Annotated in this window: 22 protein-coding genes and 2 tRNA genes; 23 read left to right on the forward strand and 1 reads right to left on the reverse strand. The window is 59.4% G+C overall.

Features of this window, described 5'->3' with window-relative positions:
* Positions 1 to 31: 31 nt before the first annotated feature.
* From CFB10_RS04265 to CFB10_RS04360, 20 genes are all read left to right on the forward strand, one after another.
* Positions 32 to 613 (forward strand): DinB family protein, encoded by a 582-nt coding sequence (locus tag CFB10_RS04265; RefSeq protein ID WP_020012210.1) that lies wholly within the window; start codon positions 32 to 34, stop codon positions 611 to 613.
* Positions 610 to 1,134 carry an NUDIX hydrolase gene (locus CFB10_RS04270; protein WP_020012209.1) on the forward strand — a complete coding sequence of 175 codons (525 nt, stop codon included), beginning with the start codon at positions 610 to 612 and terminating at the stop codon, positions 1,132 to 1,134. The genes CFB10_RS04265 and CFB10_RS04270 overlap by 4 nt, the downstream gene beginning before the upstream one ends.
* Positions 1,131 to 1,667, forward strand: a complete 537-nt coding sequence (locus CFB10_RS04275; RefSeq protein ID WP_020012208.1) for an NUDIX hydrolase — start codon at positions 1,131 to 1,133, stop codon at positions 1,665 to 1,667. Before CFB10_RS04270 ends, CFB10_RS04275 begins: the two co-directional genes overlap by 4 nt.
* Positions 1,664 to 2,104 (forward strand): tol-pal system-associated acyl-CoA thioesterase, encoded by a 441-nt coding sequence (gene ybgC, locus CFB10_RS04280; RefSeq protein WP_020012207.1) that lies wholly within the window; start codon positions 1,664 to 1,666, stop codon positions 2,102 to 2,104. Before CFB10_RS04275 ends, ybgC begins: the two co-directional genes overlap by 4 nt.
* Positions 2,105 to 2,365: 261 nt before the next feature.
* On the forward strand, positions 2,366 to 3,085 hold the full coding sequence (gene tolQ / locus CFB10_RS04285) for a protein TolQ (RefSeq protein ID WP_003497570.1): 720 nt from the start codon (positions 2,366 to 2,368) through the stop codon (positions 3,083 to 3,085).
* A 60-nt stretch (positions 3,086 to 3,145) separates the two neighbouring features.
* Positions 3,146 to 3,607 carry a protein TolR gene (tolR, locus tag CFB10_RS04290; RefSeq protein ID WP_020012206.1) on the forward strand — a complete coding sequence of 154 codons (462 nt, stop codon included), beginning with the start codon at positions 3,146 to 3,148 and terminating at the stop codon, positions 3,605 to 3,607.
* 9 nt (positions 3,608 to 3,616) lie between these two features.
* Positions 3,617 to 4,786: a hypothetical protein gene (locus tag CFB10_RS04295; RefSeq protein WP_020012205.1), complete on the forward strand. Its 1,170-nt coding sequence runs from the start codon at positions 3,617 to 3,619 to the stop codon at positions 4,784 to 4,786.
* Positions 4,787 to 4,806: 20 nt separating this feature from the next.
* Positions 4,807 to 6,114: a Tol-Pal system beta propeller repeat protein TolB gene (tolB, locus tag CFB10_RS04300; protein ID WP_026364039.1), complete on the forward strand. Its 1,308-nt coding sequence runs from the start codon at positions 4,807 to 4,809 to the stop codon at positions 6,112 to 6,114.
* Positions 6,115 to 6,325: 211 nt separating this feature from the next.
* A complete protein-coding gene (pal, locus tag CFB10_RS04305) occupies positions 6,326 to 6,859 on the forward strand; it encodes a peptidoglycan-associated lipoprotein Pal (protein WP_026364038.1) in 534 nt (177 codons plus the stop codon).
* A gap of 158 nt (positions 6,860 to 7,017) precedes the next feature.
* Complete coding sequence (gene ybgF, locus CFB10_RS04310; protein ID WP_020012203.1) at positions 7,018 to 8,025, forward strand: tol-pal system protein YbgF; 1,008 nt, start codon at positions 7,018 to 7,020, stop codon at positions 8,023 to 8,025.
* 27 nt (positions 8,026 to 8,052) lie between these two features.
* Entirely contained in the window at positions 8,053 to 9,390 is a 1,338-nt protein-coding gene (gene tilS / locus CFB10_RS04315) for a tRNA lysidine(34) synthetase TilS (protein ID WP_026364037.1), read from the forward strand.
* 154 nt (positions 9,391 to 9,544) lie between these two features.
* On the forward strand, positions 9,545 to 11,509 hold the full coding sequence (ftsH, locus tag CFB10_RS04320) for an ATP-dependent zinc metalloprotease FtsH (protein ID WP_020012201.1): 1,965 nt from the start codon (positions 9,545 to 9,547) through the stop codon (positions 11,507 to 11,509).
* Between the two features lie 189 nt (positions 11,510 to 11,698).
* Positions 11,699 to 13,051 (forward strand): phosphoglucosamine mutase, encoded by a 1,353-nt coding sequence (glmM, locus tag CFB10_RS04325; protein ID WP_003523248.1) that lies wholly within the window; start codon positions 11,699 to 11,701, stop codon positions 13,049 to 13,051.
* A 188-nt stretch (positions 13,052 to 13,239) separates the two neighbouring features.
* On the forward strand, positions 13,240 to 14,085 hold the full coding sequence (locus tag CFB10_RS04330) for an outer membrane protein (RefSeq protein ID WP_020012200.1): 846 nt from the start codon (positions 13,240 to 13,242) through the stop codon (positions 14,083 to 14,085).
* Positions 14,086 to 14,293: 208 nt separating this feature from the next.
* Entirely contained in the window at positions 14,294 to 15,472 is a 1,179-nt protein-coding gene (locus CFB10_RS04335) for a phosphoserine transaminase (protein ID WP_020012199.1), read from the forward strand.
* An 82-nt stretch (positions 15,473 to 15,554) separates the two neighbouring features.
* On the forward strand, positions 15,555 to 17,150 hold the full coding sequence (serA, locus tag CFB10_RS04340) for a phosphoglycerate dehydrogenase (protein WP_020012198.1): 1,596 nt from the start codon (positions 15,555 to 15,557) through the stop codon (positions 17,148 to 17,150).
* 222 nt (positions 17,151 to 17,372) lie between these two features.
* On the forward strand, positions 17,373 to 18,446 hold the full coding sequence (locus CFB10_RS23655) for a Tim44 domain-containing protein (RefSeq protein ID WP_020012197.1): 1,074 nt from the start codon (positions 17,373 to 17,375) through the stop codon (positions 18,444 to 18,446).
* 492 nt (positions 18,447 to 18,938) lie between these two features.
* A complete protein-coding gene (locus CFB10_RS04350; protein WP_003506259.1) occupies positions 18,939 to 20,129 on the forward strand; it encodes an OpgC family protein in 1,191 nt (396 codons plus the stop codon).
* 207 nt (positions 20,130 to 20,336) lie between these two features.
* Positions 20,337 to 21,533 carry a tRNA 2-thiouridine(34) synthase MnmA gene (gene mnmA / locus CFB10_RS04355; protein WP_026364036.1) on the forward strand — a complete coding sequence of 399 codons (1,197 nt, stop codon included), beginning with the start codon at positions 20,337 to 20,339 and terminating at the stop codon, positions 21,531 to 21,533.
* Positions 21,534 to 21,668: 135 nt separating this feature from the next.
* Positions 21,669 to 21,745 (forward strand) — tRNA-Met (locus tag CFB10_RS04360).
* A gap of 816 nt (positions 21,746 to 22,561) precedes the next feature.
* Here CFB10_RS04360 and CFB10_RS04365 read toward each other — a convergent pair.
* Positions 22,562 to 22,636, reverse strand: a tRNA-Gly gene (locus CFB10_RS04365).
* Positions 22,637 to 22,889: 253 nt separating this feature from the next.
* Between CFB10_RS04365 and CFB10_RS04370 the strand changes: the two genes are divergently transcribed.
* From CFB10_RS04370 to CFB10_RS04380, 3 genes are all read left to right on the forward strand, one after another.
* A complete protein-coding gene (locus tag CFB10_RS04370; protein WP_003506262.1) occupies positions 22,890 to 23,399 on the forward strand; it encodes a prolyl-tRNA synthetase associated domain-containing protein in 510 nt (169 codons plus the stop codon).
* A 54-nt stretch (positions 23,400 to 23,453) separates the two neighbouring features.
* On the forward strand, positions 23,454 to 24,422 hold the full coding sequence (gene trxA / locus CFB10_RS04375) for a thioredoxin (RefSeq protein ID WP_020012195.1): 969 nt from the start codon (positions 23,454 to 23,456) through the stop codon (positions 24,420 to 24,422).
* A 68-nt stretch (positions 24,423 to 24,490) separates the two neighbouring features.
* Entirely contained in the window at positions 24,491 to 25,162 is a 672-nt protein-coding gene (locus tag CFB10_RS04380; RefSeq protein ID WP_003506267.1) for an LON peptidase substrate-binding domain-containing protein, read from the forward strand.
* Positions 25,163 to 25,167 lie beyond the last annotated feature (5 nt).

A 25,167-nucleotide genomic window follows, 5' to 3' on the forward strand; every position in this document is an offset into this window, starting at 1 on the left:
GGCGTCCTTCGACGTCAAGGGAGGTACCCTCATGCCTTACGATCCGCTGCGGGTTTTCCGCAAACTTGCACGCAACAACCGGTTGGCAAATTTCCGGCTGCATCAGGCCTGTCTTCAGCTTTCACAGGGGGCGTTTGTCGCTTCCCGCGTCAGCTTCTTTCCCACGCTTAGGGCAACGCTGAACCACATCTACACCGTCGACCGGTTTTATATCGATGCCCTCCAGGGCGGCACGCTCGGCCTTGCTGCTTTTGCCGAAGAGGAGCCCTTCGCCACAATGCAGGCGTTGCAGAGTGCCCAGAGGGAGCTTGACGAGGAGCTGATCGCATATGTCGACGGTCTCGATGAAAACGGCCTTGCGGCCAACGTCAATATTCATCGGGGTGCGCGTATCCAGCGGGATCGCTGCGACGATGTTCTGTCTCATCTCTTCCAGCACCAGACGCATCATCGCGGGCAGGCGCATGCGATGTTATCAGGGACCACGGTCAAGCCGCCGCAACTGGATGAATTCATTGTGGGAGATGATGCAAAGACGAGAAAAGACGATATGGATGCGTTAGGGTGGACGGAAACCGATTTGATGTTTCCAGCCCGCAGGCCAGCACCATGACACATGATACCAAGCAGGACACCCGTATCCGCATCAAGTTCAAGCCGAAGCGCATTTTTCAGATGCGTGTCGCGGGACTGGCGTTTCGTGATGGCCATGTGCTGGTGCACCGGGCGTCGCATGAAAAATTCTGGACCTTTCCGGGTGGCCGCGCCGAAATGGGCGAACGCTCCGAAGAAACGCTGGCGCGTGAAATGGTCGAGGAGCTTGGCGTCGAAGCCAGGGTGGGACGTCTTCTCTGGGCGGTCGAGAATTTTTTCCACTACGAGGGCAAGGACTGGCACGAACTCGGGTTTTATTACCTGATGGACCTGCCGGAAACACTGGCCTTTCATCCGACTGACATCATTCACCGCGTTCAGGACGGCGAAAACGAGCTGGAGTTCCGCTGGGTTGCGGCAACCCGGCAGGCATTGACGGAGCTTGATATTCCGCCCTATTTCATCGCCGACGAAATAGAGCACCTGCCGAAGGCCACACGACACCTCGTCTGGCATGACGGCGATCTGGACGATAAATGACCTCTGCGCCTGAACGCCACATGATCCGGCTGGACCGGAAACCGCAGCTTTTCAGCATGCGGGTTGCGGCGCTGATCTTGCAGAACGGCCATCTTCTGGTCCAGCGCGGCACGAATGACAATTACTGGGCCTTGCCCGGGGGCCGTGCCGAAATCGGCGAAAGCACGCAGGAAACCATCATCCGCGAGATCGGCGAGGAGCTTGGCCGGGATTGTTCGGTCGAGCGTCTCGTCTGGTCGGCTGAAAATTTTTTCGCCTATGACGATTATGCGGCGCATGAGCTGGGATTTTATTATCTTGTTTCGCTTCGCCAGCCTCTGCCGTTCCACGAAAGCGATATCGTGCATCGGGTACTGGATGGCGTCGAGGTGGAGTTCCGCTGGCTGCCCGCGCAGCCATCAGCGCTTTTGAAGAGCGATCTGAGGCCCCGTTTCATCGCGGAGCGCATCGAGGCGCTGCCGCAACGGCATGAGCACCTTATCATTCGCGAAGGGCGTCCCGACGCAGCCGAAATTCTCAAGGAGATAGTATGAGCGAGCTTGTGGTTTCGCTTTCGGGTGAACTGATCGAACATGGCCACCGCCTGACGCAACGGGTCTATTATGAGGATACGGATTTCTCCGGCCTCGTTTACCACGCCCGTTATCTGCATTTTCTCGAGCGCGGACGCACCGATTACCTCCGGTGCCTCGGCTGCGAACAAAGCGCGCTTCTGACCGCCGATGAGGAGGGGCTGGTCTTCGTTGTGCATCGCATGGAGATCGATTTCAAAAGCCCGGCGCGGATGGATGACGTGTTGGCGATCACGACCATCACCGAGAAGGCCGGCGGCGCGAAAATGGTGCTCAATCAGGAAATCCGGCGGGGCGAAACGCTGCTGGTCGCCGCCAAGGTCATCATCGCCGTCATCAATGCCAATGGCCGGCCAAGGCGTCTTCCGGAGACAGTGGCGGAAAAATTCCTGAAGTAATTGACGGCCCCGTCCAGTAAATCCATCCGGCGTGGCCCCGCTGTAACACTCCTTTAACCATAATGGTGTCTTACTTTAGCAACTGGCATTTGTGCGGCGCACGCCTTCCTTTCACCAAATTTATTGGCAAGTAAGGCTTACTGGCAAGTATCGGGGTATGGCTAAGGGGTTGGCGGCTGCGGCCGCAGGACTTCGAGCGTTAACACGCGTTTGAATCGCCCGGTCCCGTACCGGGCGTTTGGATTCGGGGATTGGATATTTATGGAACAGGCAGGTTTGGCAGCGGCGACGCACGATGTAAGTCTCTGGGCGCTGTTTATGCAGGCGGGCCTCATCGTGAAGCTCGTGATGATCGGACTTATCGCCGCCTCGGTCTGGACGTGGGCGATCGTCTTTGACAAATATGTGAGCTTCGGCAAGGCAAAGAGGCAGTTCGACCAGTTCGAACAGGTCTTCTGGTCGGGCCAGTCGCTCGAAGAGCTTTATCGCACGCTGGCGGAACGCCAGAATGGCGGTCTTGCGGCAATTTTCGTTTCCGCCATGCGGGAATGGAAAAAATCATTCGAACGCGGCGCCCGTTCTCCCATCGGTCTGCAGATGCGTATCGACCGCGCGATGGACGTGACGATCGCACGTGAAGGCGAACAATACGAGGCTCGCCTCGGTTCGCTCGCCACCATCGGCTCGGCTGGTCCCTTCATCGGTCTTTTCGGTACGGTCGTCGGTATCATGACATCGTTCCAGGCGATTGCCGGTTCGAAGTCGACCAACCTTGCGGTCGTGGCGCCGGGTATCGCCGAAGCGCTTCTGGCGACGGCCATCGGCCTTGTCGCGGCTATTCCGGCGGTTATCGCCTATAACAAGTTCACGGCCGACGCGCACAAGCTTTCCGCCCGTATGGAAGGCTTCGCCGACGAGTTCTCCGCGATCCTGTCGCGCCAGATCGATGAAAAACTTCAGACGCGGCAGGCCGCCCAGTAAGCGGTCCCTAATTTACATGCCGTGCAGTAATTTGCCGCAAGGCAAAATGGAGTAGATGATATGGGTATGTCAGCAGGTGGCGGCGGCGGCGGTTCCGGTGGACGCCGGGGTGGGCGCGGCGGACGACGCAAAGGCGGGGCGATCAGCGAGATCAACGTGACGCCGCTGGTCGACGTCATGCTCGTGTTGCTCATCATCTTCATGGTGGCTGCGCCGATGATGACGGTCGGCGTGCCTATCGACCTGCCGCAGACCTCCGCCAATGCGTTGAACTCGGACACGCAGCCGATCACGATTTCCGTCAACGCCAATGGCCAGATCCATCTGCAGGAAACGGAAATCCAGGCGGCTGAAGTGGCCGACAAGCTGCAGGCAATCGCCACGACGGGTTATAACGAACGCATCTTCGTGCGTGCGGATTCCGTTGCCGCCTATGGCGTCGTCGCCGACGTGATGGCGCGTATCCAGGCGGCTGGCTTTAAGAATATCGGCCTCGTGACCCAGCAGAAACAGGACAATTGACGTAAAACGATGAAGGGCAGCCTTACCACATCCGCGATCGTGCATGCGTCGCTTCTGGCTTTCGCCCTCGTTTCCCTGGGCTCGCCGGAACCGCTTGACGTGTCGCAGGCCGAGGCCCTGCCGGTGGAGCTGGTGCCGATCGAGGAACTGACCCAGATCCAGCAGGGCGACAAGAACGCGCCCAAGGCGGAAAAGTCCGCGCCTGTTCCGACCACGCGTCCTGATATCATCGAGAATGCCCAGAATATCGGCAACAACACCGCCGATATCGAAGCGCCGCCGACCCCGACCGCAAAGCCCAACGACAATATCAGCGCGGCAGCTCCGCCCAAGCAGGAGAAGCCGCAGCCGGTCGTCGATACCAAGGCGAACGAGGTGAAGGAAATCGTCAAGGAAGAGACCTCGGCTCCCAAGCCGCAGGAAATGGCCGCCTTGCCGCAGACCAAGCCTGAAATTGCGCCGCAGCCGAAGACGGAGCCGCCGCCGCAGGAAACCAAGGCCGAAGAGCCGCCGCCTGCCACGCAGGAACCGGCCGAAATTCCCGTGCCGCAGAACGTGCCGCGCCCGAATTCTCGCCCGGAGCCGCCGAAGCCGGAGGAGCCGAAGCAGGCCGAGACCAAGCCTGCCGAGCAGAAGCCCGCGGAAAAACCGGCCGAAACCAAGCCCGATCAGGCGAAGTCCACGGACAAGCCTTCCGACAAGAAGCCGGGCGAGAAGAAGCAGGAGACTGCGAAATCCGCCTCTTCGAAGGAAAGCGATTTTAACGCTGACGATATCGCTGCACTTTTGAACAAGCAGGCGCCTTCCGGCGGCGGCGCCAAGCGCTCCACCCAGCAGGCAGCCCTTGGCGGCAAGAAATCGACCGGCGGCTCTACGCTCAGCCAGACGGAAATGGATGCGCTGCGCGGCGCAATCCAGAAAAACTGGCAGATCATTCCCGGCATGGCGGATGCCTCGGACGTTCGCGTCCGTGTCACCATGAAGCTTGACCGCGACGGAACCATCATCGGTCGGCCCGAGATCGAGGCAACCGGCGGTTCGGAAGGAACGCGCCGTGCTCTTTCCGGCGGAGCCTATCGCGCCATCATGCGTTCTGCTCCGTTCACGAACCTTCCTGCCGATAAATATGACGCATGGAACGAAGTCGTCGTGAACTTCGATCCCAGTGAATTGCTATGAATGCTGAAAGGCCTGGCAACATGAAGATATTTTCGCCGATCCGGCTGGTGCTCGCTGTCGCGGCCCTCATGTCGGTTTTCTCCGCACCGGCTTTTGCGCGGGTGGAAATCAACATCAACAAGGGTAATGTCGAACCGCTGCCCATCGCCATCACCGACTTCATGTCGAGCGACGGCATCGGTGCGCAGGTTTCCGCTGTTATCGCCGCCGACCTGCAGCGTTCCGGCCTCTTCGCGCCGGTCAACAAGAACGCCTTCATCGAAAAGATCAGCAACCCGGATCAGCAGCCGCGTTTCGAGGACTGGAAGGTCATCAACGCCCAGGCGCTTGTGACCGGCCGTGTCACGCGTGAAAGCGATGGCCGCCTGCGCGCCGAGTTCCGCCTGTGGGATACTTTCGCAGGCCAGCAGATGACCGGCCAGCAGTTCTTCACCCAGCCGGAAAACTGGCGCCGTGTCGCTCACATCATCGCCGACGCCATCTATGAGCGTATCACCGGTGAAAAGGGCTACTTCGATACCCGCGTGGTTTTCGTCTCCGAAAGCGGCCCGAAGACCGCCCGCAAGCGTCAGCTGTCGATCATGGATCAGGACGGCTTCAACGTCCGCAATCTGACCAATTCGAACGACATCGTTCTGACGCCGCGTTTCTCGCCGAACCGTCAGGAAGTGACCTACATGTCCTTCGAAGGCCAGCAGCCGCGCGTTTACCTGCTGCAGCTGGAAACCGGACAGCGCGAAGTGGTCGGCAATTTCCCGGGCATGACGTTCTCGCCGCGCTTCTCTCCTGATGGCCAGAAGGTCATCATGAGCCTGCAGCAGGATGGCAATGCCAATATCTACACCATGGACCTGCGCTCGCGCACCACGACGCGGCTGACCAACACGTCGGCGATCGATACCGCGCCGTCCTATTCGCCTGATGGCCAGCGTGTCGCCTTTGAAAGCGACCGTGGCGGCCGCCAGCAGATCTACGTCATGAATGCCGATGGCTCCGGCCAGCAGCGCGTCTCCTTCGGCGACGGTTCCTATTCCACGCCGGTATGGTCGCCGCGCGGCGATCTGATCGCCTTCACCAAGCAGTCGGGCGGCAAGTTCTCGATCGGCGTGATGAAGACCGACGGTTCGGGCGAGCGCATTCTGACCAGCGGGTTCCACAATGAAGGCCCGACCTGGGCGCCGAACGGCCGCGTACTGATGTTCTTCCGCCAGAACGCCGGCGCCGGTGGTCCGCAGCTCTATTCGATCGACCTGACGGGCTATAACGAACAGCTCATCAAGACGCCGACCTTCGCTTCGGATCCGGCATGGTCGCCGCTTCTGGACTGATATGACTGCCATAATGGCGCCGGCATGAACCGGCGCCATCATGTTTTACTTGATACCATGGGGAAGTGCGCCTCTTTCTTGCCGCAAAGTGTTGTGAGGGAGCAAAAAAACGGGGACATTTCCTTTCTGTTAACCATAAGCGTTTGCCGGCTATTAACCGCGATCAGTTAGTGTCCGGCAACGTTATTGAAATCCTAAGGAGAGACCGGCGATGAGCCGTACACACACTTCGGCACTCAGCCCCATGCAGAAACTGGCCCGTAACCCGGCTGTCATCGCCATGACGCTCGCGCTTGCTCTCGCAGGCTGCGCGAACAAGAAAAACATGCCGAACAGCGCCGGTGAACTCGGCCTTGGTGGCGCGGGCTCCGCAACGCCGGGCTCCCAGCAGGACTTCACGGTCAACGTCGGCGACCGCATCTTCTTCGACACCGACTCCACCTCGATCCGCGCCGACGCCCAGCAGACCCTGCAGCGCCAGGCCCAGTGGCTCGCCCGTTACCCGAACTACGCCATCACCGTTGAAGGTCATGCCGACGAACGCGGTACGCGCGAATACAACCTTGCGCTCGGCGCCCGTCGTGCGGCAGCAACCCGCGACTTCCTGGCTTCCCAGGGCGTTCCGGCTAACCGCATGAAGACGATCTCCTACGGCAAGGAAAAGCCGGTCGCGGTTTGCGACGACATTTCCTGCTGGTCGCAGAACCGCCGCGCCGTGACGGTTCTCGGTGGCGCGGGCATGTGATTGCCTGACGTTATTGTGATCTTGAATGAGAGGCGGTCTTCGGGCCGCCTTTTGTTTTTTTCATAGTTTGGCCGAAGTTAAGTTGCTTTTTCGGTTGATATGGAAAAAATCCGGCTTGCGCCATTCCGGTGCAAATCAGTTAAGGCAGGACGAATGAGATGAAGAAACTTGTCGTGGCGGGAATGCTGGGGCTTGCAGCCTGCACCGGCTTGAGCGGCACAGCCGTTTCGGGTCCGCTGTTCGGTGCGGGGGGTAGCTTCGGCACGATCAACTCTCAACAGCAGCTCCCGGTCGTCCGGGTTCAGGCCAATGAAGCCTATCGGGTTCAGCAGCTTGAAGAACAGATCCGGCAGCTCAATGGCCGTATCGAAGAAATGAGCTTCCAGCTTCTGCAGATGCAGGAAACGATCCGCAAGGCGCAGGAAGACAACGAGTTCCGCTTCCAGGAACTGGAAGGCGGCAATGCCGGCGGCAAGGGTGCAAGCCCGACCGCTGCACCGAAAAAGAAGGCGGAAGCCAGTCCGGTCAATCCGGCCTCGCCGCCGACCGACGACGTTGCAACGATCATCGAAACGCCACCCGAGGGTGGCGCTTCCGTTTCTCCCTCTGCTCCGACAGGCGCACCGGGAGAGACGACGCTCGGCTCGATCGAGCTTGATTCCAAGGGAATGCCGATTGGCGGCACGCTCAATTCGGGCGCCAGTAATTCCTCCGGTAGCCTTCCGGGTGTGACCACCGGCAACAGCACCCGCAAGACCGATCCTGTCAACACGGCGGCGCTGACCAGCGAAGGCGACATCTATCAGGCCGCCTACGGTCATGTCCTTTCCGGTGACTACAAGCTGGCGGAACAGGGTTTCCAGCAATATCTGCAGGGTTACCCCAAAGGTACAAAGGCCGCCGATGCGAGCTTCTGGCTGGGCGAGGCGCAATATTCCCAGGGCAAGTTCAACGAGGCCGCCAAGACCTTTCTGAACGGCCATCAGGCCTATGGCAAATCTCCGAAAGCGCCGGAAATGCTGATGAAGCTCGGCATGTCGCTTGCCGCCCTCGACAATACCGAAACCGCCTGCGCCACGTTGCGCGAGGTGCCGAAGCGCTATCCCAATGCTTCGAAGACCGTGCTGAGCAAGGTCGCCAGCGAACAGAAACGGCTGAGCTGCTGATTTTTCCCTGCGATGGCGGGTATTTCCATGCCGGTTGATGCCCGCACTCCGAATGAAAAGACAGTTGCGCCGCTCGCGGCGGCACAGCTTTTTGTCGGAAAACTAGAACCCCCCACCCATATCCTCGTCGCAATCTCAGGCGGCAGTGATTCCACCGGCCTGTTGCTGGCATTGCACGAGGCAACGGCGGGATTGGATGGGGACCGTTTGCGGCTCTCCGCCGTCACGGTCGACCATGCGCTGAGAGCGGAATCCGCTGATGAGGCGCGCAAGGTCGCCATGCTCTGCGCCGAACTTGGCATCCCCCACGTCACCCGCCGGTGGGATGGTGCCAAACCGGCTTCCGGCCTTTCCGAAGCCTCCCGGCTTGCCCGCTACCGCCTGATCGCCGAGGTCGCCCGTGAAACTGGCGCCGATGTTGTGGTAACGGGGCATACAATCGGCGACCAGCGTGAAACCGTGGCGATGCGCGCCGCCCGCAATGGCGGCAGTGATAATCTCGGTCTCTCCGGCATGGCGGACGCGGTTTTATACGATAACCGCTACTGGGTCATGCGGCCGTTCCTGATGTGTGAGAGACAGGCGATCCGTGACTATGTTTCGTCCCGCTCGCGCGTTTGGCTTGACGATCCGAGCAATGAAAATATCAGATATGAGCGGGTGCGTGTAAGGCAGGCGCTTCCCGTCTCTCCCATGTGGATCGATGCGGAGGCCTCTTTCAAAAGACGGTCGCTTTCCGACAAAACAGCTGTTTTCCTGCGCGATCACGCGCAGATTTTCCATGCTGCTCTCGCCAGGCTCGCCGACGATGGCGTCAATCCCGATCTTCCCGAGTTCCGGCATGGGTTGGCGGCGATGATCGCCATCCTTGGCGGAAGGGCATATTTTCCGGCCGCAAGCAGCATGGAGCGCGTTTTACGGTTTCTCAAAACGGGTGAAAACGGGCGAATGACAGTCGGCCGTGTTCTTCTCGATCGGCGGCGGGATGGCCTTTATTTGTTGCGCGAGCAGCGAAACCTGCCGCAACTTCACGTCGGCGCGCATGAGCAAGGGCTGTGGGACGATCGTTTCCTCGTGAAGAACGGATCGGCTTTTCCAATCCTTGTCAAAGCGGGCAAAGTTGGTGATGCCGCGGAAATGGCCGCGCTTTTTCCGTCGGCGCCATCAGGGGTGACAAAACCGGCGATGGCGGGTCTGCCGCAAATTGCCGCAGCGGCCGGCGGACCGGTTTTCATGCCGCAGGCCGTCACCATCACGCCGAGGCTCGCACCTTTCGATCTTTTCCTGCCGCGTTTCGACCTTGAGTTGGCAAATGCAATCGCGAATTTATTCGGACGGACGGCCTATCCACAGCCACCGGTTTAAATCCGGCCTCTTTTTCGTGAATTGCCATGGAATAGTTTTTACACCAAAACGCATCAGATAATGCGCTTTGCCTTGGCAACGGCAGATGTCGTCCTTATGTTAGGGGCACGTAAGAGCGGGCAGCAGATATGTCCGTGTGAGTTCGGGGAGTTCGATGAACCCAAATTTCAGAAATTTCGCCTTGTGGGCCGTGATCGCCCTCTTGCTGATCGCGCTGTTCAGCATGTTCCAGACCTCGCCGACGCAAACGGGCTCGCGGGAAATCCCGTACTCCCAGTTTCTTCGCGATGTGGATTCCGGGCGAGTTCGCGACGTGACCGTCACCGGTAACCGGGTTCTCGGAACCTATACCGAAAACGGCACGGCCTTTCAGACCTATTCCCCCGTCATCGACGACAGCCTGATGGAGCGCTTGCAGAGCAAGAACGTCACCATTGTGGCGCGTCCCGAAAGCGACGGCTCCTCCGGTTTCCTGAGCTATCTCGGCACGCTTCTGCCGATGTTCCTCATTCTCGGCGTATGGCTGTTCTTCATGCGGCAGATGCAGGGCGGTTCCCGCGGCGCGATGGGCTTTGGCAAGTCCAAGGCCAAGCTTCTGACGGAAGCGCATGGTCGCGTGACGTTTGATGACGTCGCAGGTGTGGACGAAGCCAAGCAGGACCTCGAGGAAATCGTGGAATTCCTGCGCGATCCGCAGAAGTTCCAGCGTCTTGGCGGTAAAATCCCGCGCGGCGTGCTGCTTGTTGGTCCTCCGGGCACCGGTAAGACGCTTCTGGCGCGTTCCGTCGCCGGCGAAGCCAATGTGCCGTTCTTCACCATTTCCGGTTCGGACTTCGTGGAAATGTTTGTCGGCGTCGGCGCAAGCCGCGTGCGTGACATGTTCGAACAGGCCAAGAAGAACGCGCCCTGCATCATCTTCATCGACGAAATCGACGCCGTCGGCCGCCATCGTGGCGCCGGTCTTGGCGGCGGTAACGACGAGCGTGAGCAGACGCTGAACCAGCTGCTGGTCGAGATGGACGGTTTCGAGGCGAATGAAGGCATCATCCTCATCGCCGCCACCAACCGTCCTGATGTTCTTGATCCCGCACTTCTGCGTCCAGGCCGTTTCGACCGTCAGGTCGTCGTTCCGAATCCTGATATCGTCGGCCGCGAGCGCATCCTCAAGGTGCATATCCGCAACGTGCCGCTGGCGCCGAATGTCGATCTCAAGATTCTGGCCCGCGGCACCCCCGGTTTTTCCGGTGCGGACCTGATGAACCTCGTCAACGAAGCCGCCCTCATGGCTGCCCGCCGCAACAAGCGCGTGGTCACCATGCAGGAATTCGAAGACGCCAAGGACAAGATCATGATGGGTGCGGAGCGCCGCTCCTCCGCCATGACCGAGGCCGAAAAGAAGCTGACCGCCTATCACGAAGCCGGCCACGCCATCACCGCGCTGAAAGTTGCCGTGGCCGATCCGTTGCACAAGGCGACGATCATCCCGCGCGGCCGTGCGCTCGGCATGGTCATGCAGCTGCCGGAAGGCGACCGCTATTCCATGAGCTACAAGTGGATGGTGTCGCGTCTTGTCATCATGATGGGTGGCCGCGTTGCCGAGGAATTGACCTTCGGCAAGGAGAACATCACGTCAGGCGCGTCTTCGGATATCGAGCAGGCCACCAAGCTTGCTCGCGCCATGGTCACGCAGTGGGGCTTCTCCGATGCTCTCGGCCAGGTATCCTATGGTGAAAACCAGCAGGAAGTCTTCCTTGGCCATTCCGTCTCGCAGTCGAAGAATGTCTCCGAGGCCACGGCCCAGACGATCGACACGGAAGTTCGCCGCCTGATCGACGAGGCCTATACCGAGGCACGGCGTATTCTCACGGACAACCACGACGGCTTTGTCGCAATTGCCGAGGGTCTTCTCGAATACGAAACCCTGACGGGCGACGAGATCAAGGCGCTGCTGCGCGGTGAGAAGCCGGCGCGCGATCTGGGTGACGATTCTCCGGGCAGCCGTGGTTCGGCGGTGCCGAAAGCCGGCGCCAAGAAGGACGGCCCAAGTGAAGTGAAGGGTGACGGCGAAGCCAAGGGTGACGGTGAGGCGGAAGGCGGCATGGAGCCGCAGCCGCACTGACAGCCCGCGCAAGTCAGAAATTGTAAAAGGCCATCCGGGTTTCCGGGTGGCCTTTTCATTTTGGTAACAAGATATAAGCCATTTTTGCGGTAATTTACGTGCTGTTTATCGTGGTTTGTGGCATCTAGCCAAAAACGCTTCCGGCTGTTTTCAGCTTTTGCCGGAATGCCCGAAAGATTTGGAGTTCAAATGGCACGCCGTTATTTCGGAACCGATGGTATCCGCGGACAATCGAACGTATTCCCCATGACGCCCGATCTGGCGATGCGTGTCGGCATTGCCGTTGGAACGATCTTCCGCCGTGGCCATCATCGTCATCGCGTTGTCATCGGCAAGGATACGCGGCTTTCCGGCTATATGCTGGAGAACGCGCTGGTTGCCGGCTTCACCGCCGCCGGCCTTGATGTCTTCCTGCTCGGACCCATTCCGACGCCGGCCGTCGCCATGCTGACCCGGTCGCTGCGCGCCGATATCGGCGTGATGATCTCGGCCTCGCACAATCCCTTCTCCGATAACGGCATCAAGCTTTTCGGACCTGACGGATACAAGCTCTCCGACGAGCTGGAACTGGAGATCGAGGACCTTCTCGACAAGGATATTTATGCGCAGCTCGCCAAGCCGAGCGAGATCGGCCGCGCCAAGCGCGTGGATGGTGATATTTATCGTTATATCGAATTCGTCAAACGCACGCTGCCGCGCGATGTGACGCTGAGCGGGCTTCGGATTGCGATCGACTGCGCCAATGGTGCTGCCTACAAGGTGGCGCCCGCAGCGCTCTGGGAACTCGGCGCGGAAGTCGTCACCATCGGCAATGAGCCGAACGGCATCAACATCAATCTCGAATGTGGCTCTACTCACCCGGAAGCCCTGCAGAAGAAGGTGCATGAAGTGCGGGCCGATATCGGCATTGCGCTCGACGGTGATGCGGACCGCGTCATCATCGTCGATGAGCGCGGCGAGATCGTCGATGGCGACCAGCTGATGGCTGTCATCGCCGATAGCTGGGCCGCCGACAACACGCTGCGCGGCGGCGGCATCGTCGCAACCGTCATGTCCAACCTCGGCCTGGAACGCTTCCTCGGAGACAAGGGCCTCACCCTTGCCCGCACCAAGGTGGGCGACCGTTATGTCGTCGAACACATGCGCAACCACAATTTCAACGTCGGCGGCGAACAGTCCGGCCATATCGTGCTGTCGGACTACGGTACGACCGGCGATGGCCTCGTCGCGGCATTGCAGGTTCTCGCCAAGGTCAAGCGCTCCGGCCTGACTGTCAGCGAAGTCTGCCGCAAGTTCGAGCCGGTGCCGCAGCTTTTGAAGAACGTGCGCATCTCCGGCGGCAAGCCGCTGGAAAACCCTGTTGTGCAGCAGGCGATTGCAGATGCGGAAAGCGCCTTGGCCAATAATGGCCGCCTCGTCATCCGCCCCTCGGGCACAGAGCCGCTGATCCGCGTCATGGCGGAAGGTGATGACAGCGCGAAGGTGGAGCAAATCGTCAATGATCTCGTCGGCGTCATTGCCAATGCTCGCTCGGCCGCGTGAGCCGAGGCGTCAGTAATGCCCTAACAAAGCCGGCTGCTCAGCCGGCTTTTTCTTTGCGTATTTGCTAATAAATATAGTGAATGATCGTGGTTAATCGGGACTTAACCATTTTACGTCAATCTCCATGACTGAACAGTTCACTGGCATCTGCTGCCGAAAACGCACGTGCCTCTTCTGGAGTGGAAGTCATGAAAAACGCCCTGGCCGGATTTCTGGCCGTCCTGCTGACCGGTACCAGCGCTATCGCTGCCGATCTTTATCAAGCCGAGCCCGCGCCGGCCTATGTCGAGGCCCCCGAGGTTGCGATCACCCAGGCGAGCGGCTGGTATCTGCGCGGCGATGTCGGTTATTCCTTCAACAAGCTGCGTGGCGCCCATTATTATCAGGGTGGCCCGGGTGGCTATCTGCAGGATTTTGACACGGCGACGATCAAGGACAGCTATGTCGTCGGCGCCGGTGTCGGTTATCAGTTCAACAACTATTTCCGCAGTGACGTAACCTTTGACTATATGGGCAAATCGGATTTCCGTGGTTCCACGAGTGGTTTCTGCGGTTCCGTTCCCGGCCGCTGCGTTTCGGCGGATCTTAGCTCCCTGCGCGCCTATACGCTGATGGCCAACGCCTATGTCGATCTCGGCACCTATGGCCGCGTCACGCCCTATGTCGGCGGCGGTATCGGCGGCTCCTACGTCAAGTGGGACAAGCTGCGCAACACATCCTGCAGCGTCAATGGCCTTGGCTGCGACCCGACCACCGAGCATGGCGGCAAGGGCAAGTGGCGCTTTGCCTACGCTCTGATGGCCGGTGCGTCCATCGACGTTACCTGTAACCTGAAGGCCGACATCGGCTATCGTTTCCGCCACATCAACAAGGGCGATATGTTCGCTTATGAGAATGGCGGCGGTCCGGGCCGAGACAAGGGCCTCTATTCGCATGAAGTTCGGGTCGGTGGCCGTTATGTCTTCAACGGCTGCGACACCGCGCAATACATGCCGCCTGCCGATATTCCGCTGCAGCCTGCCGTTTATAAATAAACGTCACGCCTGACTGATAGCTTCAAGCCGTTCGCATCCTTCGCGGGTGCGGGCGGTTTTTGTTTTAGCGGCATTGCGCATGACGCATATGGACCAAGATTCTTCTGCGCAGCGACATATTCCGCTTGACTGCGACCGGCGACAGGAATAGCAACGGCGTCAGGACACTCCACCCTAACGTGGAGCGCCTATCTGGAAGGATAGTCAAATGACAGATATCGTGAAGCCGGACGTACGTCCGGGCAATACGCATTTTTCCTCTGGTCCCTGCTCGAAGCGTCCCGGTTGGTCGCTAGATGCTCTTTCCGATGCGCCGCTCGGTCGCTCGCATCGCGCCAAGGTTGGCAAAGCCAAGCTGAAGCAGGCCATCGATCTCACCCGCGAAGTTCTCAATGTTCCCACCGATTATCGTATCGGTATCGTTCCCGCGTCCGACACCGGTGCCGTTGAAATGGCGCTCTGGTCGCTGCTCGGTGAACGCGGCGTTGATATGCTCGCCTGGGAAAGCTTCGGCGCCGGCTGGGTCACCGATGTCGTCAAGCAGCTGAAGCTGAAGGACGTGCGCAAGTTCGAGGCCGATTACGGTCTGCTGCCGAACCTTGCCGAAGTCGATTTCGACCGTGACGTCGTTTTCACCTGGAACGGCACCACCTCCGGCGTTCGCGTTCCCAATGCCGATTTCATCCCTGCCGACCGCAAGGGCCTGACCATCTGCGACGCCACCTCGGCGGCCTTCGCACAGGACATGGACTTTACGAAACTCGACGTCGTCACCTTCTCCTGGCAGAAGGTTCTGGGCGGCGAGGGCGGCCATGGCGTCATCATTCTTTCGCCCCGCGCCGTCGAGCGTCTGCTGAGCTATGCACCCGCATGGCCGCTGCCGAAAATCTTCCGCATGGTCTCCGGCGGCAAGCTGATCGAAGGCATCTTCACCGGCGAAACCATCAACACCCCGTCCATGCTCTGCGTTGAAGACTATATTGACGCGCTGCTGTGGGCCAAGAACCTCGGTGGCCTGAAGGCGCTGATCGGCCGTGCCGACGCCAACGCCAAGGTCATCTACGACTTCATCGAGAAGAACAACTGGATCGCCAACCTGGCCGTCAAGCCGGAAACCCGCTCCAACACTTCCGTCTGCCTTAAGATCGTCGATGCCGACGTGGCTGCGCTGGACGCCGCCGCACAGGCCGATTTCGCTAAGGGCGTTGTTGCCCTGCTCGAAAAGGAAAATGTCGCCCTCGATATCGGCGCTTACCGTGACGCACCGTCCGGTCTGCGCATCTGGGCCGGCGCAACCATCGAGACGGCCGATATGGAAGCCGTCATGCCCTGGCTCGCCTGGGCTTACCAGACGCAGAAGGCAGCACTTTCCAAGGCTGCCGCCTGATTTTGATACCGGCCCTGCGCAGATGCAGGGCCGCACATTTCCCGCTTTCAAAACTGCACCGTTTTCAAGGAGCCCGTGAACCATGGCACCTCGCGTACTCGTATCCGACGAACTGTCGGAAACCGCCGTCCAGATTTTCCGTGATCGTGGCGTCGAAGTCGATTTCCAGCCGAAGCTCGGCAAGGACAAGGACAAGCTTGCCGAAATCATCGGCAATTACGATGGTCTCGCCATCCGTTCCGCCACCAAGGCGACGGAAAAGCTGATCGAGGCGGCGACCAACCTCAAGGTCATCGGCCGCGCCGGCATTGGCGTCGACAATGTCGATATTCCGGCGGCCTCGCGTCGCGGTATCATCGTCATGAACACGCCGTTCGGCAACTCGATCACCACCGCGGAACATGCGATTGCGCTGATGTTTGCCGTTGCGCGCCAGCTTCCGGCCGCCGACAGCTCCACGCAGGCCGGCAAGTGGGAAAAGTCGAAATTCATGGGTGTCGAAATCACCGGCAAGACGCTCGGTGTCATCGGCGCCGGCAATATCGGCTCCATCGTCTGCTCGCGTGCGCTTGGTCTCAAGATGCATGTTCTGGCCTATGACCCCTTCCTGTCGCCGGAGCGCGCGCAGGAAATGGGCGTGACCAAGGTTGAGCTGGACGAACTTCTGGCGCAGGCAGATTTCATCACCCTGCATGTGCCGATGACCGACAAGACGCGCGGCATTCTCAATGCTGAAAACCTTGCCAAGACCAAGAAGGGCGTGCGTATCGTCAACTGCGCCCGCGGCGGTCTGGTGGATGAGGCGGCTCTTGCCGAAGCCATCAAGTCCGGCCATGTCGCCGGCGCCGGTTTTGACGTGTTCGAAGTTGAGCCCGCCACGGAAAGCCCGCTTTTCGGCCTGCCGAACGTTGTCTGCACGCCGCATCTCGGCGCATCGACCACGGAAGCGCAGGAAAATGTCGCACTTCAGGTTGCCGAGCAGATGTCGGACTATCTGGTCAAGGGTGCCGTTTCCAACGCCATCAATATGCCGTCGATCACGGCTGAAGAAGCGCCGCGCCTGAAGCCTTTCATCCGTCTCGCGGATGTTCTCGGTTCCTTCGTCGGCCAGGTGCAGGAAAGCGCCACCAAGGAAATCGAAATCCTTTATGATGGCGCAACAGCCAGCATGAACACGAAGGCATTGACCAGTGCATTGCTGGCCGGCCTGATCCGCAGCCAGGTTGCGGATGTGAACATGGTTTCGGCGCCTGTCATGATCAAGGAAAAGGGCATCATCCTTTCCGAGGTCAAGCGCGACAAGACCGGCGTTTACGACGGTTACATCAAGCTGACGGTCAAAACGGAAAACCAGATCCGCTCGGTTGCCGGCACGGTGTTCTCGGATGGCAAGCCGCGCTTCATCCAGATCAAGAACATCAACATGGATGCCGATGTGGGTTCTCACATGATCTACATCACCAACACCGACGTTCCCGGCATGATCGGCTTCATGGGCACCACGCTCGGCGAAGCTGGCGTCAACATCGCCAACTTCCAGCTCGGCCGTGAAAAGGAAGGCGGCGACGCCATCGCGCTGCTTTATGTTGACGGTCCGGTTTCCGAAGATGTGTTGGACAAGCTGCGCGCCAACCCGGCAATCCGCCAGGTCAAGCCGCTGACGTTTAACGTCGACTGATCTATCGTTCCTCCCAAGGGGACAATAAGGACCGGTGCAGGGGAAACCCTGCGCCGGTTTTTGTTTTTCCAGTTACCCATTTTATGGCAATTCGCGGCCACTTCGCGTTTCGGTTGCATATCACAAAAAATTTAAGCCGAGTGGTCTAAAAATGATGATCATGAGTTGCTATATCGCCTGCTGAGATGCCGCTCATGGGAGGGCGGCCAACAGGAGATAACGATGTTTGCTGCCTTTCGGCGCTTCAAGGGTTTGTTCGCAGTCGCCGCACTTGGTATCGCGGTGTCTTTCGTAGCGGTTGATATGGCAGAAGCACGCCGCGCCGGCGGTGGTTTCGGCAGCCGCGGCACGCGGACCTATTCCGCTCCGCCTTCGACCAGCACGGCGCCCGGCCAGACCGCGCCGATCAACCGCAGCATGACGCCTAATACCAATCAGGCAGCACCGAGCGCTGCCCAGCCGGCGCGCCCCGGTGCGCAGGCGGCCCCGCAGCAGAGCCGTGGCCTGTTTGGCGGCATGATGGGTGGTCTGATGGGCGGCCTGTTGATGGGCGGTCTGTTTGGCATGCTGATGGGCGGTGGTTTTGGCGGAATGGCCGGTTTCTTCGGCATGCTGCTGCAGGTATTGCTTATCGGTGGTCTGGTCATGCTCGCCATGCGTTTCTTCGCATCGCGCCGTCAGGGCCAGCCCGCTTATGGTGCAGCCGGCGGCTCGCAGCGCACGGATCATTCCTCCTATAATGGCGGTTCGCAGGCGGGTCCTTCCGCATCCTCGTTCAAGATTCCGAAGATTGGTGCTCTGGCCGGTGCTGCGGGTGGCGCTGCGGCTGCTACTGCTGCAACGGCAAAGCCCGTGCCCCACGCCAATGCCATCTCGGAAGGCGATGAAATCGGTATCACGCAGGGTGACCTCGAAACCTTCCAGAAAATGCTGGAAGATGTGCAGGCTGCCTATGCGGCCGAGGATTACGGTACGCTGCGCAAGCTGACGACGCCGGAAGCGATGTCCTATCTCGCAGAAGAACTGAGCGACAACGCGACCAGCGGTGTGAAAAACGACGTGCGCGACGTGACGCTGCTGCAGGGCGATGTCGCCGAAGCCTGGCACGAAGAAGGGCAGGATTACGCAACGGTTGCGATGCGTTACTCTGCCATCGACGTGATGCGTGACCGCACCTCCGGCAAGGTGGTCGAAGGCGATGAACAGCATCCGTCCGAAGCGGTCGAGATGTGGACCTTCGTCCGTCGCCCCGGCAACGATAACTGGCAGGTCGCCGCCATTCAGGCCGCCGCCTGAGGCCAACGGCCCGAGTTTTATCGAACGACATGGCCCGGAGGTTCACAAACCTCCGGGCTTTCGTTTATCAGGACGCAAAGACGTCGACCGTCCCAAAAATTTGGGCCCGGATACTCCTTGCCCTCGGCAGACGCGGCAGGACAAAAAAACGATTGATAAATCTAACGGGTGATATCTCCGCCGATCATCGGCTGCAATTTCCGTGTCACCCTGCTATGCAGGGCTTTGAGCCCTGTTCGTCTTGACATGTCGCCGGTGCATGGCTCGGCCGCTTCACGGAATTGCCTTTTTTCATTCATCCGGCATTCAGTCCCTGCATCCTAACCAGAAAGCATACACGTCAATGTGACTTTTCGCGCCGGTTCTAAACCGCTTTGGAAAGGGAACCACAGCCGCAAAACAGCGTTGACAATCCAATTCCCGGCCCGCCTCCCGCAAGCCGGGCTGGGTGGCCGGGCAACGCAGGCCCTGTGAGAACGGAGAGCTATCGAGATGAAACGCTTTGACCTGATCGACGGGATGCGTGGTTACTTCCTCGTCTTCATGCTGATCAACCATCTGGTGTTTGCCGGCGGCTTCTGGTTGGTGGAAATCAATCACCGCCAGTTCGCCTTTGTCGAGGACGCCCAAGGCTTCGTGTTCCTGTCCGGCCTGCTGATCGGCATGGTCTATGCGCGCAAGATGATGAAATATGGCTATGACGCTGGCAAGCAGATGATCTGGAACAGGGCGATGGAGCTTTATCGTTATGCGATGGGCCTCGTCATCGCCGTGCTGTTTTTCCGCATGGTCATCCCGCATGCGCCCTACATCTGGTACAACTGGCTTGGCATGACGACGTTCGACGATCCGCTGCGTCTGGCGGCGATTGCGACATTCCTTTTCCAGCCGACCTTCATGGATATTCTGCCGCAGTATATCGTCTACATGCTGTTTGCGCCGGTCCTCGTTAAGCTCTGCCTTGACGGCAAGTGGGCCTATGTCATGGCCGGTTCCCTGCTGGTCTGGATGGCGGGCCAGCTTGGTCTTCAGCAGATCGTGACGACGCCGCTCAACGAACTCGTCAAGGGTGCGGACGAGCAGGGTATCCGCGTCAGCTTCAACCTGCTCGGCTGGCAGCTGGTTTTCTATTCGGCGCTGGTAATGGGCGCGATGACGGCGCAGAACCGCATTCCGTGGAAGGCGATCTTCTCGCCGCAGCACACATGGCTTCCGAAGGCCGCGCTTGTCATCTGCCTGTTCTTCATGCCGCTGCGCATCGCCACCGCCTGGGGCCTCATGCCGGAATTCATGATGGGCAAGTTCTCCACCATGGAAATCCGCGCCGATTTCGGCCCGGTTTACCTCATCAACTTCCTAGCGGTTGGCGTCGGCCTGACCTGGCTGGTGATTGCCGGTCCGCACCACCACCGTCCGCTTGTGCGTTCCATCGCCGAAGGCGTCATCTGGGTGCTGTCGTTGAAGTTCCTGCAACTCCTCGGCCGCCATTCGCTGCAGGTCTATGTCTGGCATGTGGCGATCGTCTACGGTGTCTATTATCTCGACGGCCGCACGGCGGAACTGTCGCAGCTCAACAAGACGCTGATCGCTTTTACGGCCATCGGATTGCTGGCCTTGCCGGCCCTGTGGCGGGAGCGCGACAAGTGGTTCGGCAGCAGCGGCCAGAAGACGGCCGGCGCTTAACAGCCTGTCGCGGACCGAATCTGATTGCTTTGCGGGGCGGTTTTCCGCCCCGTACTTGCGTGCGCGGCCATTCCTTTCTATATGCAGCCCTTAAATCCGCAGGATGGCGAGACAGGACGGCCCGATTGATGGCCATGGTTTCTCGCGGCGGATGACCGACAGGCGGCGGGGCCTTTACCCCCGTTATGACTGACGATGGGAAAAAACGTGAATACGCTCGATTTTGACAAGAGGCCGGAAGATACCCGGATCGTTGTCGCCATGTCCGGTGGCGTCGATTCTTCCGTGGTGGCCGGTATCCTCAAGCGCGAGGGCTATGATGTCCTCGGCATTACCCTCCAGCTTTACGACCACGGCGCCGCCGTGCACCGTGCCGGCTCCTGTTGCGCCGGGCAGGATATCGATGATGCACGCAGGGTCTGCGAAACGCTCGGTATCCCCCATTATGTGCTGGATTACGAAGCGCGGTTCCGTGAAACCGTGATCAACCCCTTTGCCGAAGCTTATGCGATGGGCGAAACGCCGATCCCCTGCGTGGCCTGCAACCAGACGGTAAAATTCGCCGATCTGCTCGCCACCGCGCAGGAACTGGGCGCGGATGCACTGGCGACCGGCCATTATATCCGCTCGCGCCCCAATCCCGTTGCCGGCCAACCCGGACGCCGCGCGCTCTATCGGCCGATCGACAGCGACCGTGACCAGAGCTGGTTCCTGTTTGCAACAACGCAGGAACAGATCGACTACCTGCGCTTTCCGCTCGGCGGCCTCTCCAAGGCCGAAACGCGGGCGCTGGCGGAAGAGATGGGGCTTGTCGTCGCCAAGAAGGCCGACAGCCAGGACATCTGTTTCGTGCCGCAGGGCAAATATACCGATATCATCAACAAGCTGAAGCCGAATGCGGCATTGGCGGGCGACATCGTCCATCTCGACGGCCGCGTGCTCGGCCGCCACGATGGCATCGTGCATTATACGATCGGCCAGCGCCGTGGTATCGGTGTGGCGACCGGGGAGCCGCTTTATGTCGTGCATCTCGATGCGCGGGGCCGCCGGGTCATCGTCGGCCCGCGCGAAGCGCTGGAAACCCGCCGGGTCTATCTGCGCGACATGAACTGGCTGGGCGATGGCGAGCTGGTAAATGATGCCGGGCAGGGCTTTGCCTGTTTCGCCAAGGTGCGCTCCACCCGTCCGCCAACCGAAGCGATGCTGCATGCAGACGAAAACGGCATCTATGTGGATCTGATGACCGGTGAGGCCGGCGTCGCTCCTGGCCAGGCCTGCGTGCTCTATTCCGCACCGGGGGCCGATGCCCGCGTTTACGGCGGCGGTTTCATCGAACGGTCGGAACGCTCAGTGGATGCCGAGGCGTCGCTCAAGGCGCTTCTCGAAAAGCCGGTTGCCGCCTGAAACCATTCGCTTTTTGCAGCAATGCGGAAAGCGAATTTTTTGCGCATCTTGCGCTTGACACTTTGGGGAGCGGCACCTTATAAGCCGCTCATCCTGATGGAACGGCCGGTCACATGACTGTCACGTTTCCACTGTGGCGGGGTAGCTCAGGTGGTTAGAGCAGCGGAATCATAATCCGCGTGTCGGGGGTTCAAGTCCCTCTCCCGCTACCACTTTCCTTCATATGAAAAATCCAAACCGCGTCGTTCTGCGCCCGTGTTTCGTTGCTTTTCCGAGCGGGAAAAACGATGGATCATTTGGTGTTTACCGGTAAGTTTCGCCCAAAAAAAGGGAAACCCGCTTACTGCAAAAATGCAGCCAGCGGGTCTCAACCTCTACCCCCTCCCACAAGGGCGGCTGCACAAAAGCACATTGAATGAATTATGGCAAGATCAAGGCGACCATATTGTTGCGGTGGAGGGCCCTGTTCTCCAGTTTATTGGTGGATGGCAAAGCGTGACCAGTTCCGTGCGCCGTTGGTAAGGGGAGCGGTAGGACACCAGGTTTTCGGTGCAGCCCATTTTTTCAACGGCCCGCGGTTGGTAATGTGTCTTGTGCGGTGAAACCTGTTCGCGGCCATAAACGATCATGTCTGCGGCAAGCGATGTGGTTGGTATCGACAGGACGGCGAATGCGGCAGTCAAAAGAATTCTTCTCGAATATGCGGACATGGCTCTTCCCCGGTTTATCAACGCAGGAGAACGTCCGGCGCTATGAGCCGTTCCAGGGTTGATGCTGATATTTTCGCGCGTGGCGGCGGCGGCAAAAAAAGATGCCCGCTCAAGGCGGGCAATCAGAGGGGAACTGAGGTTAGGAGCCTCGCGTCTGAAACGGACATCTTCAGCATAAGTTCCGCTTGCGGGATAATTTCTGCAACGTCGGGCCGACGGACAGCTGCGAAGGCAATGTATTCCGGGCCGCATCGCACGGAACGATTCGGCATGCGGAAACAATGGTGCTTTCCTGAGGATTCAATCTTTAGGGAAATTTGGAGCGGGCGAAGGGATTTGAACCCTCGACCCCAACCTTGGCAAGGTTGTGCTCTACCCCTGAGCTACACCCGCTCAAATCCACCGGTCCGGGGTAGTACGCTGAACCGTGGGCCGCCAAGCGGCGACGGGCGCTATATCGCTCAATCGATTCTGGAATGCAACAGGGAAATGACAAAAACGCGAAAATTTCTTTGAGAAATGCGACAAGCGGCGGAAATGATTGAGAATTTTTCATTTCACTGTTTTTTCCTGCGTTGCCAAGCGTCAGTTGCCCCCTTAATCAGGAAACAAGGAAAACGGAATCGACAGAGGCAGGCGGCAGGATATGGCGGAAAATTCCCAGAAGACGGCAAAGGAACTGTTCGAGTTTCTCGACGGGCTTGGCATTTCCCACACCACGAAGCAGCATGAGCCGGTGTTCACCGTCGCCGAATCCCAGTCGCTGCGCGACCTCATTCCCGGCGGTCATACAAAGAACCTCTTTGTAAAGGACAAGAAGGATCAGTATTTCGTGCTGACCGTTGAGGAAAACGCGGCCGTGGACCTGAAAAGCGTTCACAAGACCATCGGTGCGGCGAGCCGCGTGTCCTTCGGCCGGCCGGAAAAAATGCTGGAATATCTGGGTGTCGTGCCGGGTTCGGTCACGGTGTTCGGGGCCATCAACGACACGGACAGGCAGGTCACCTTCGTGCTCGACAGCGATCTCCTGGAAAACGAGTTGGTGAACGGCCATCCGCTTTCCAACGACCAGACGACAACGATCGCGTCCAAAGATCTCATTCGCTTTCTCGAGGCAACGGGACATGCGCCGCTTGTCTTGAAAGTCAGCGAGTGAGATACGATCTTTGCTTCAAATAAGACAAATGACAGAAGTTTACGGGAGACCGGCATGAGCGGCGACAATAATCCTTACGGCGGTTCCTATAGCGGGCAGATGACCGCAAGCGCGCATCACAATGGCGAGCTTAACGGTGCGGCCTCCGGCCACATCAAGGACACGACGACGGCCAGTTTCTCCAAGGATGTTCTTGAAGAATCCCGTCGGCAGCCGGTTCTGGTGGATTTCTGGGCGCCCTGGTGCGGCCCGTGCAAACAGCTGACGCCGGTGCTTGAGAAGGTCATCAACGAGGCGAATGGCCGTGTGAAGCTCGTGAAGCTGAACATTGACGATCATCCGTCCATTCCCGGCCAGCTCGGCATCCAGTCCATTCCGGCAATCGTCGCCTTTGCCGACGGCCGGCCCGTGGATGGCTTCATGGGCGCCGTTCCAGAAAGCCAGATCAAACAATTCATCGAAAAGATTGCAGGGCCTGACGCTGGCGATCCCAAGGCTGAGATCGAGGCCGTTCTGACTGACGCAAAGCAGCTTCTGGCAGATGGCGATTTTAACGGCGCAGCGCAGCTTTTCGGCGCCGTCATGCAGGCCGATCCGGAAAATCCCGCAGCGATTGCCGGTATCGCCGAATGCATGATCGCGGCCGGTCAATATGAGCGGGCCAGCGAACTGCTCTCCTCCCTGCCTCAGGAACTCAACGACGATGCGGGCATTCAGCTCGTTTTGAAAAAGATCGCGCAATATGAGGAAGCCCGCAAGATCGGCGACCCCGTGGCGTTCGAGCGCGAGCTGGCGCTCAATCCCGATCAACACGAGGCGCGGGTGAAGCTTGCCAAGGTGCTGAACGCACAGGGGCGGCGTGACGAGGCGGCGGATCATCTGCTCTATATCATGCGCAAGGACCGGACCTTCGACGATGACGGCGCGCGCCGCCAGCTTCTGGAGTTTTTCGAGGCCTGGGGCTTCAAGGATCCGGCAACCGTTGCCGGCCGCCGGAAGCTTTCGGCGATACTGTTTTCGTAATGCGGGCATATCCCGGCCAGGGCGGTTGAACCGCCGGCCGGGCAGCAGTGAACAGGGGGCTTGATCCCATGCACGTCGGAAATGCGAGATACGTGAAGAACGACGACCTGCCGGAAACCGTGCCGGTCTTTCCACTTCCCGGCGCCCTGTTGTTGCCGGAAGGCCATCTCCCGCTCAATATTTTCGAGCCGCGATATCTTGCCATGATCGACACGGCGCTGGCGGGCCACCGGCTCATCGGCATGGTGCAGCCTGCCCTTCACGTCATCGAGTCCGGTCTTGAAGGCGGGCCTCTGAGCGCAGTCGGATGCCTCGGCCGCATCACCTCCTTTTCCGAAACCGGCGATGGCCGTTATATCATCTCGCTCACCGGTGTGTGCCGTTTCCGCCTGCTGGAAGAGGTTGGGGTGGGTGAGCCCTATCGCAGCTTCCGGCATGCGCCTTTCATCGCCGATCTCTCGGGCGAATATGACGAGGAGGCCGTGGATCGCGAAAACCTGCTGCGGGTATTCCGCTCGTTTCTGGACGCCAACCAGCTGGAAGCGGACTGGGAAAGCGTTGAGCGGGCGGGCAACCGTGTTCTCGTCAATTCGCTCTCCATGATGTCTCCGTTTGGACCCGCCGAAAAACAGGCGCTGCTGGAAGCGCCTGATCTGAAGACGCGAGCCGAAACATTGATCGCCATCACCGAGATCGTTCTTGCGCAGGGATCGGGTGAGGGCGGCAACGTGCTGCAATAGGAACG

This window comes from Agrobacterium sp. 719_389, assembly GCF_900188475.1.
GTDB classification, from domain to species: Bacteria; Pseudomonadota; Alphaproteobacteria; order Rhizobiales; family Rhizobiaceae; genus Agrobacterium; species Agrobacterium radiobacter.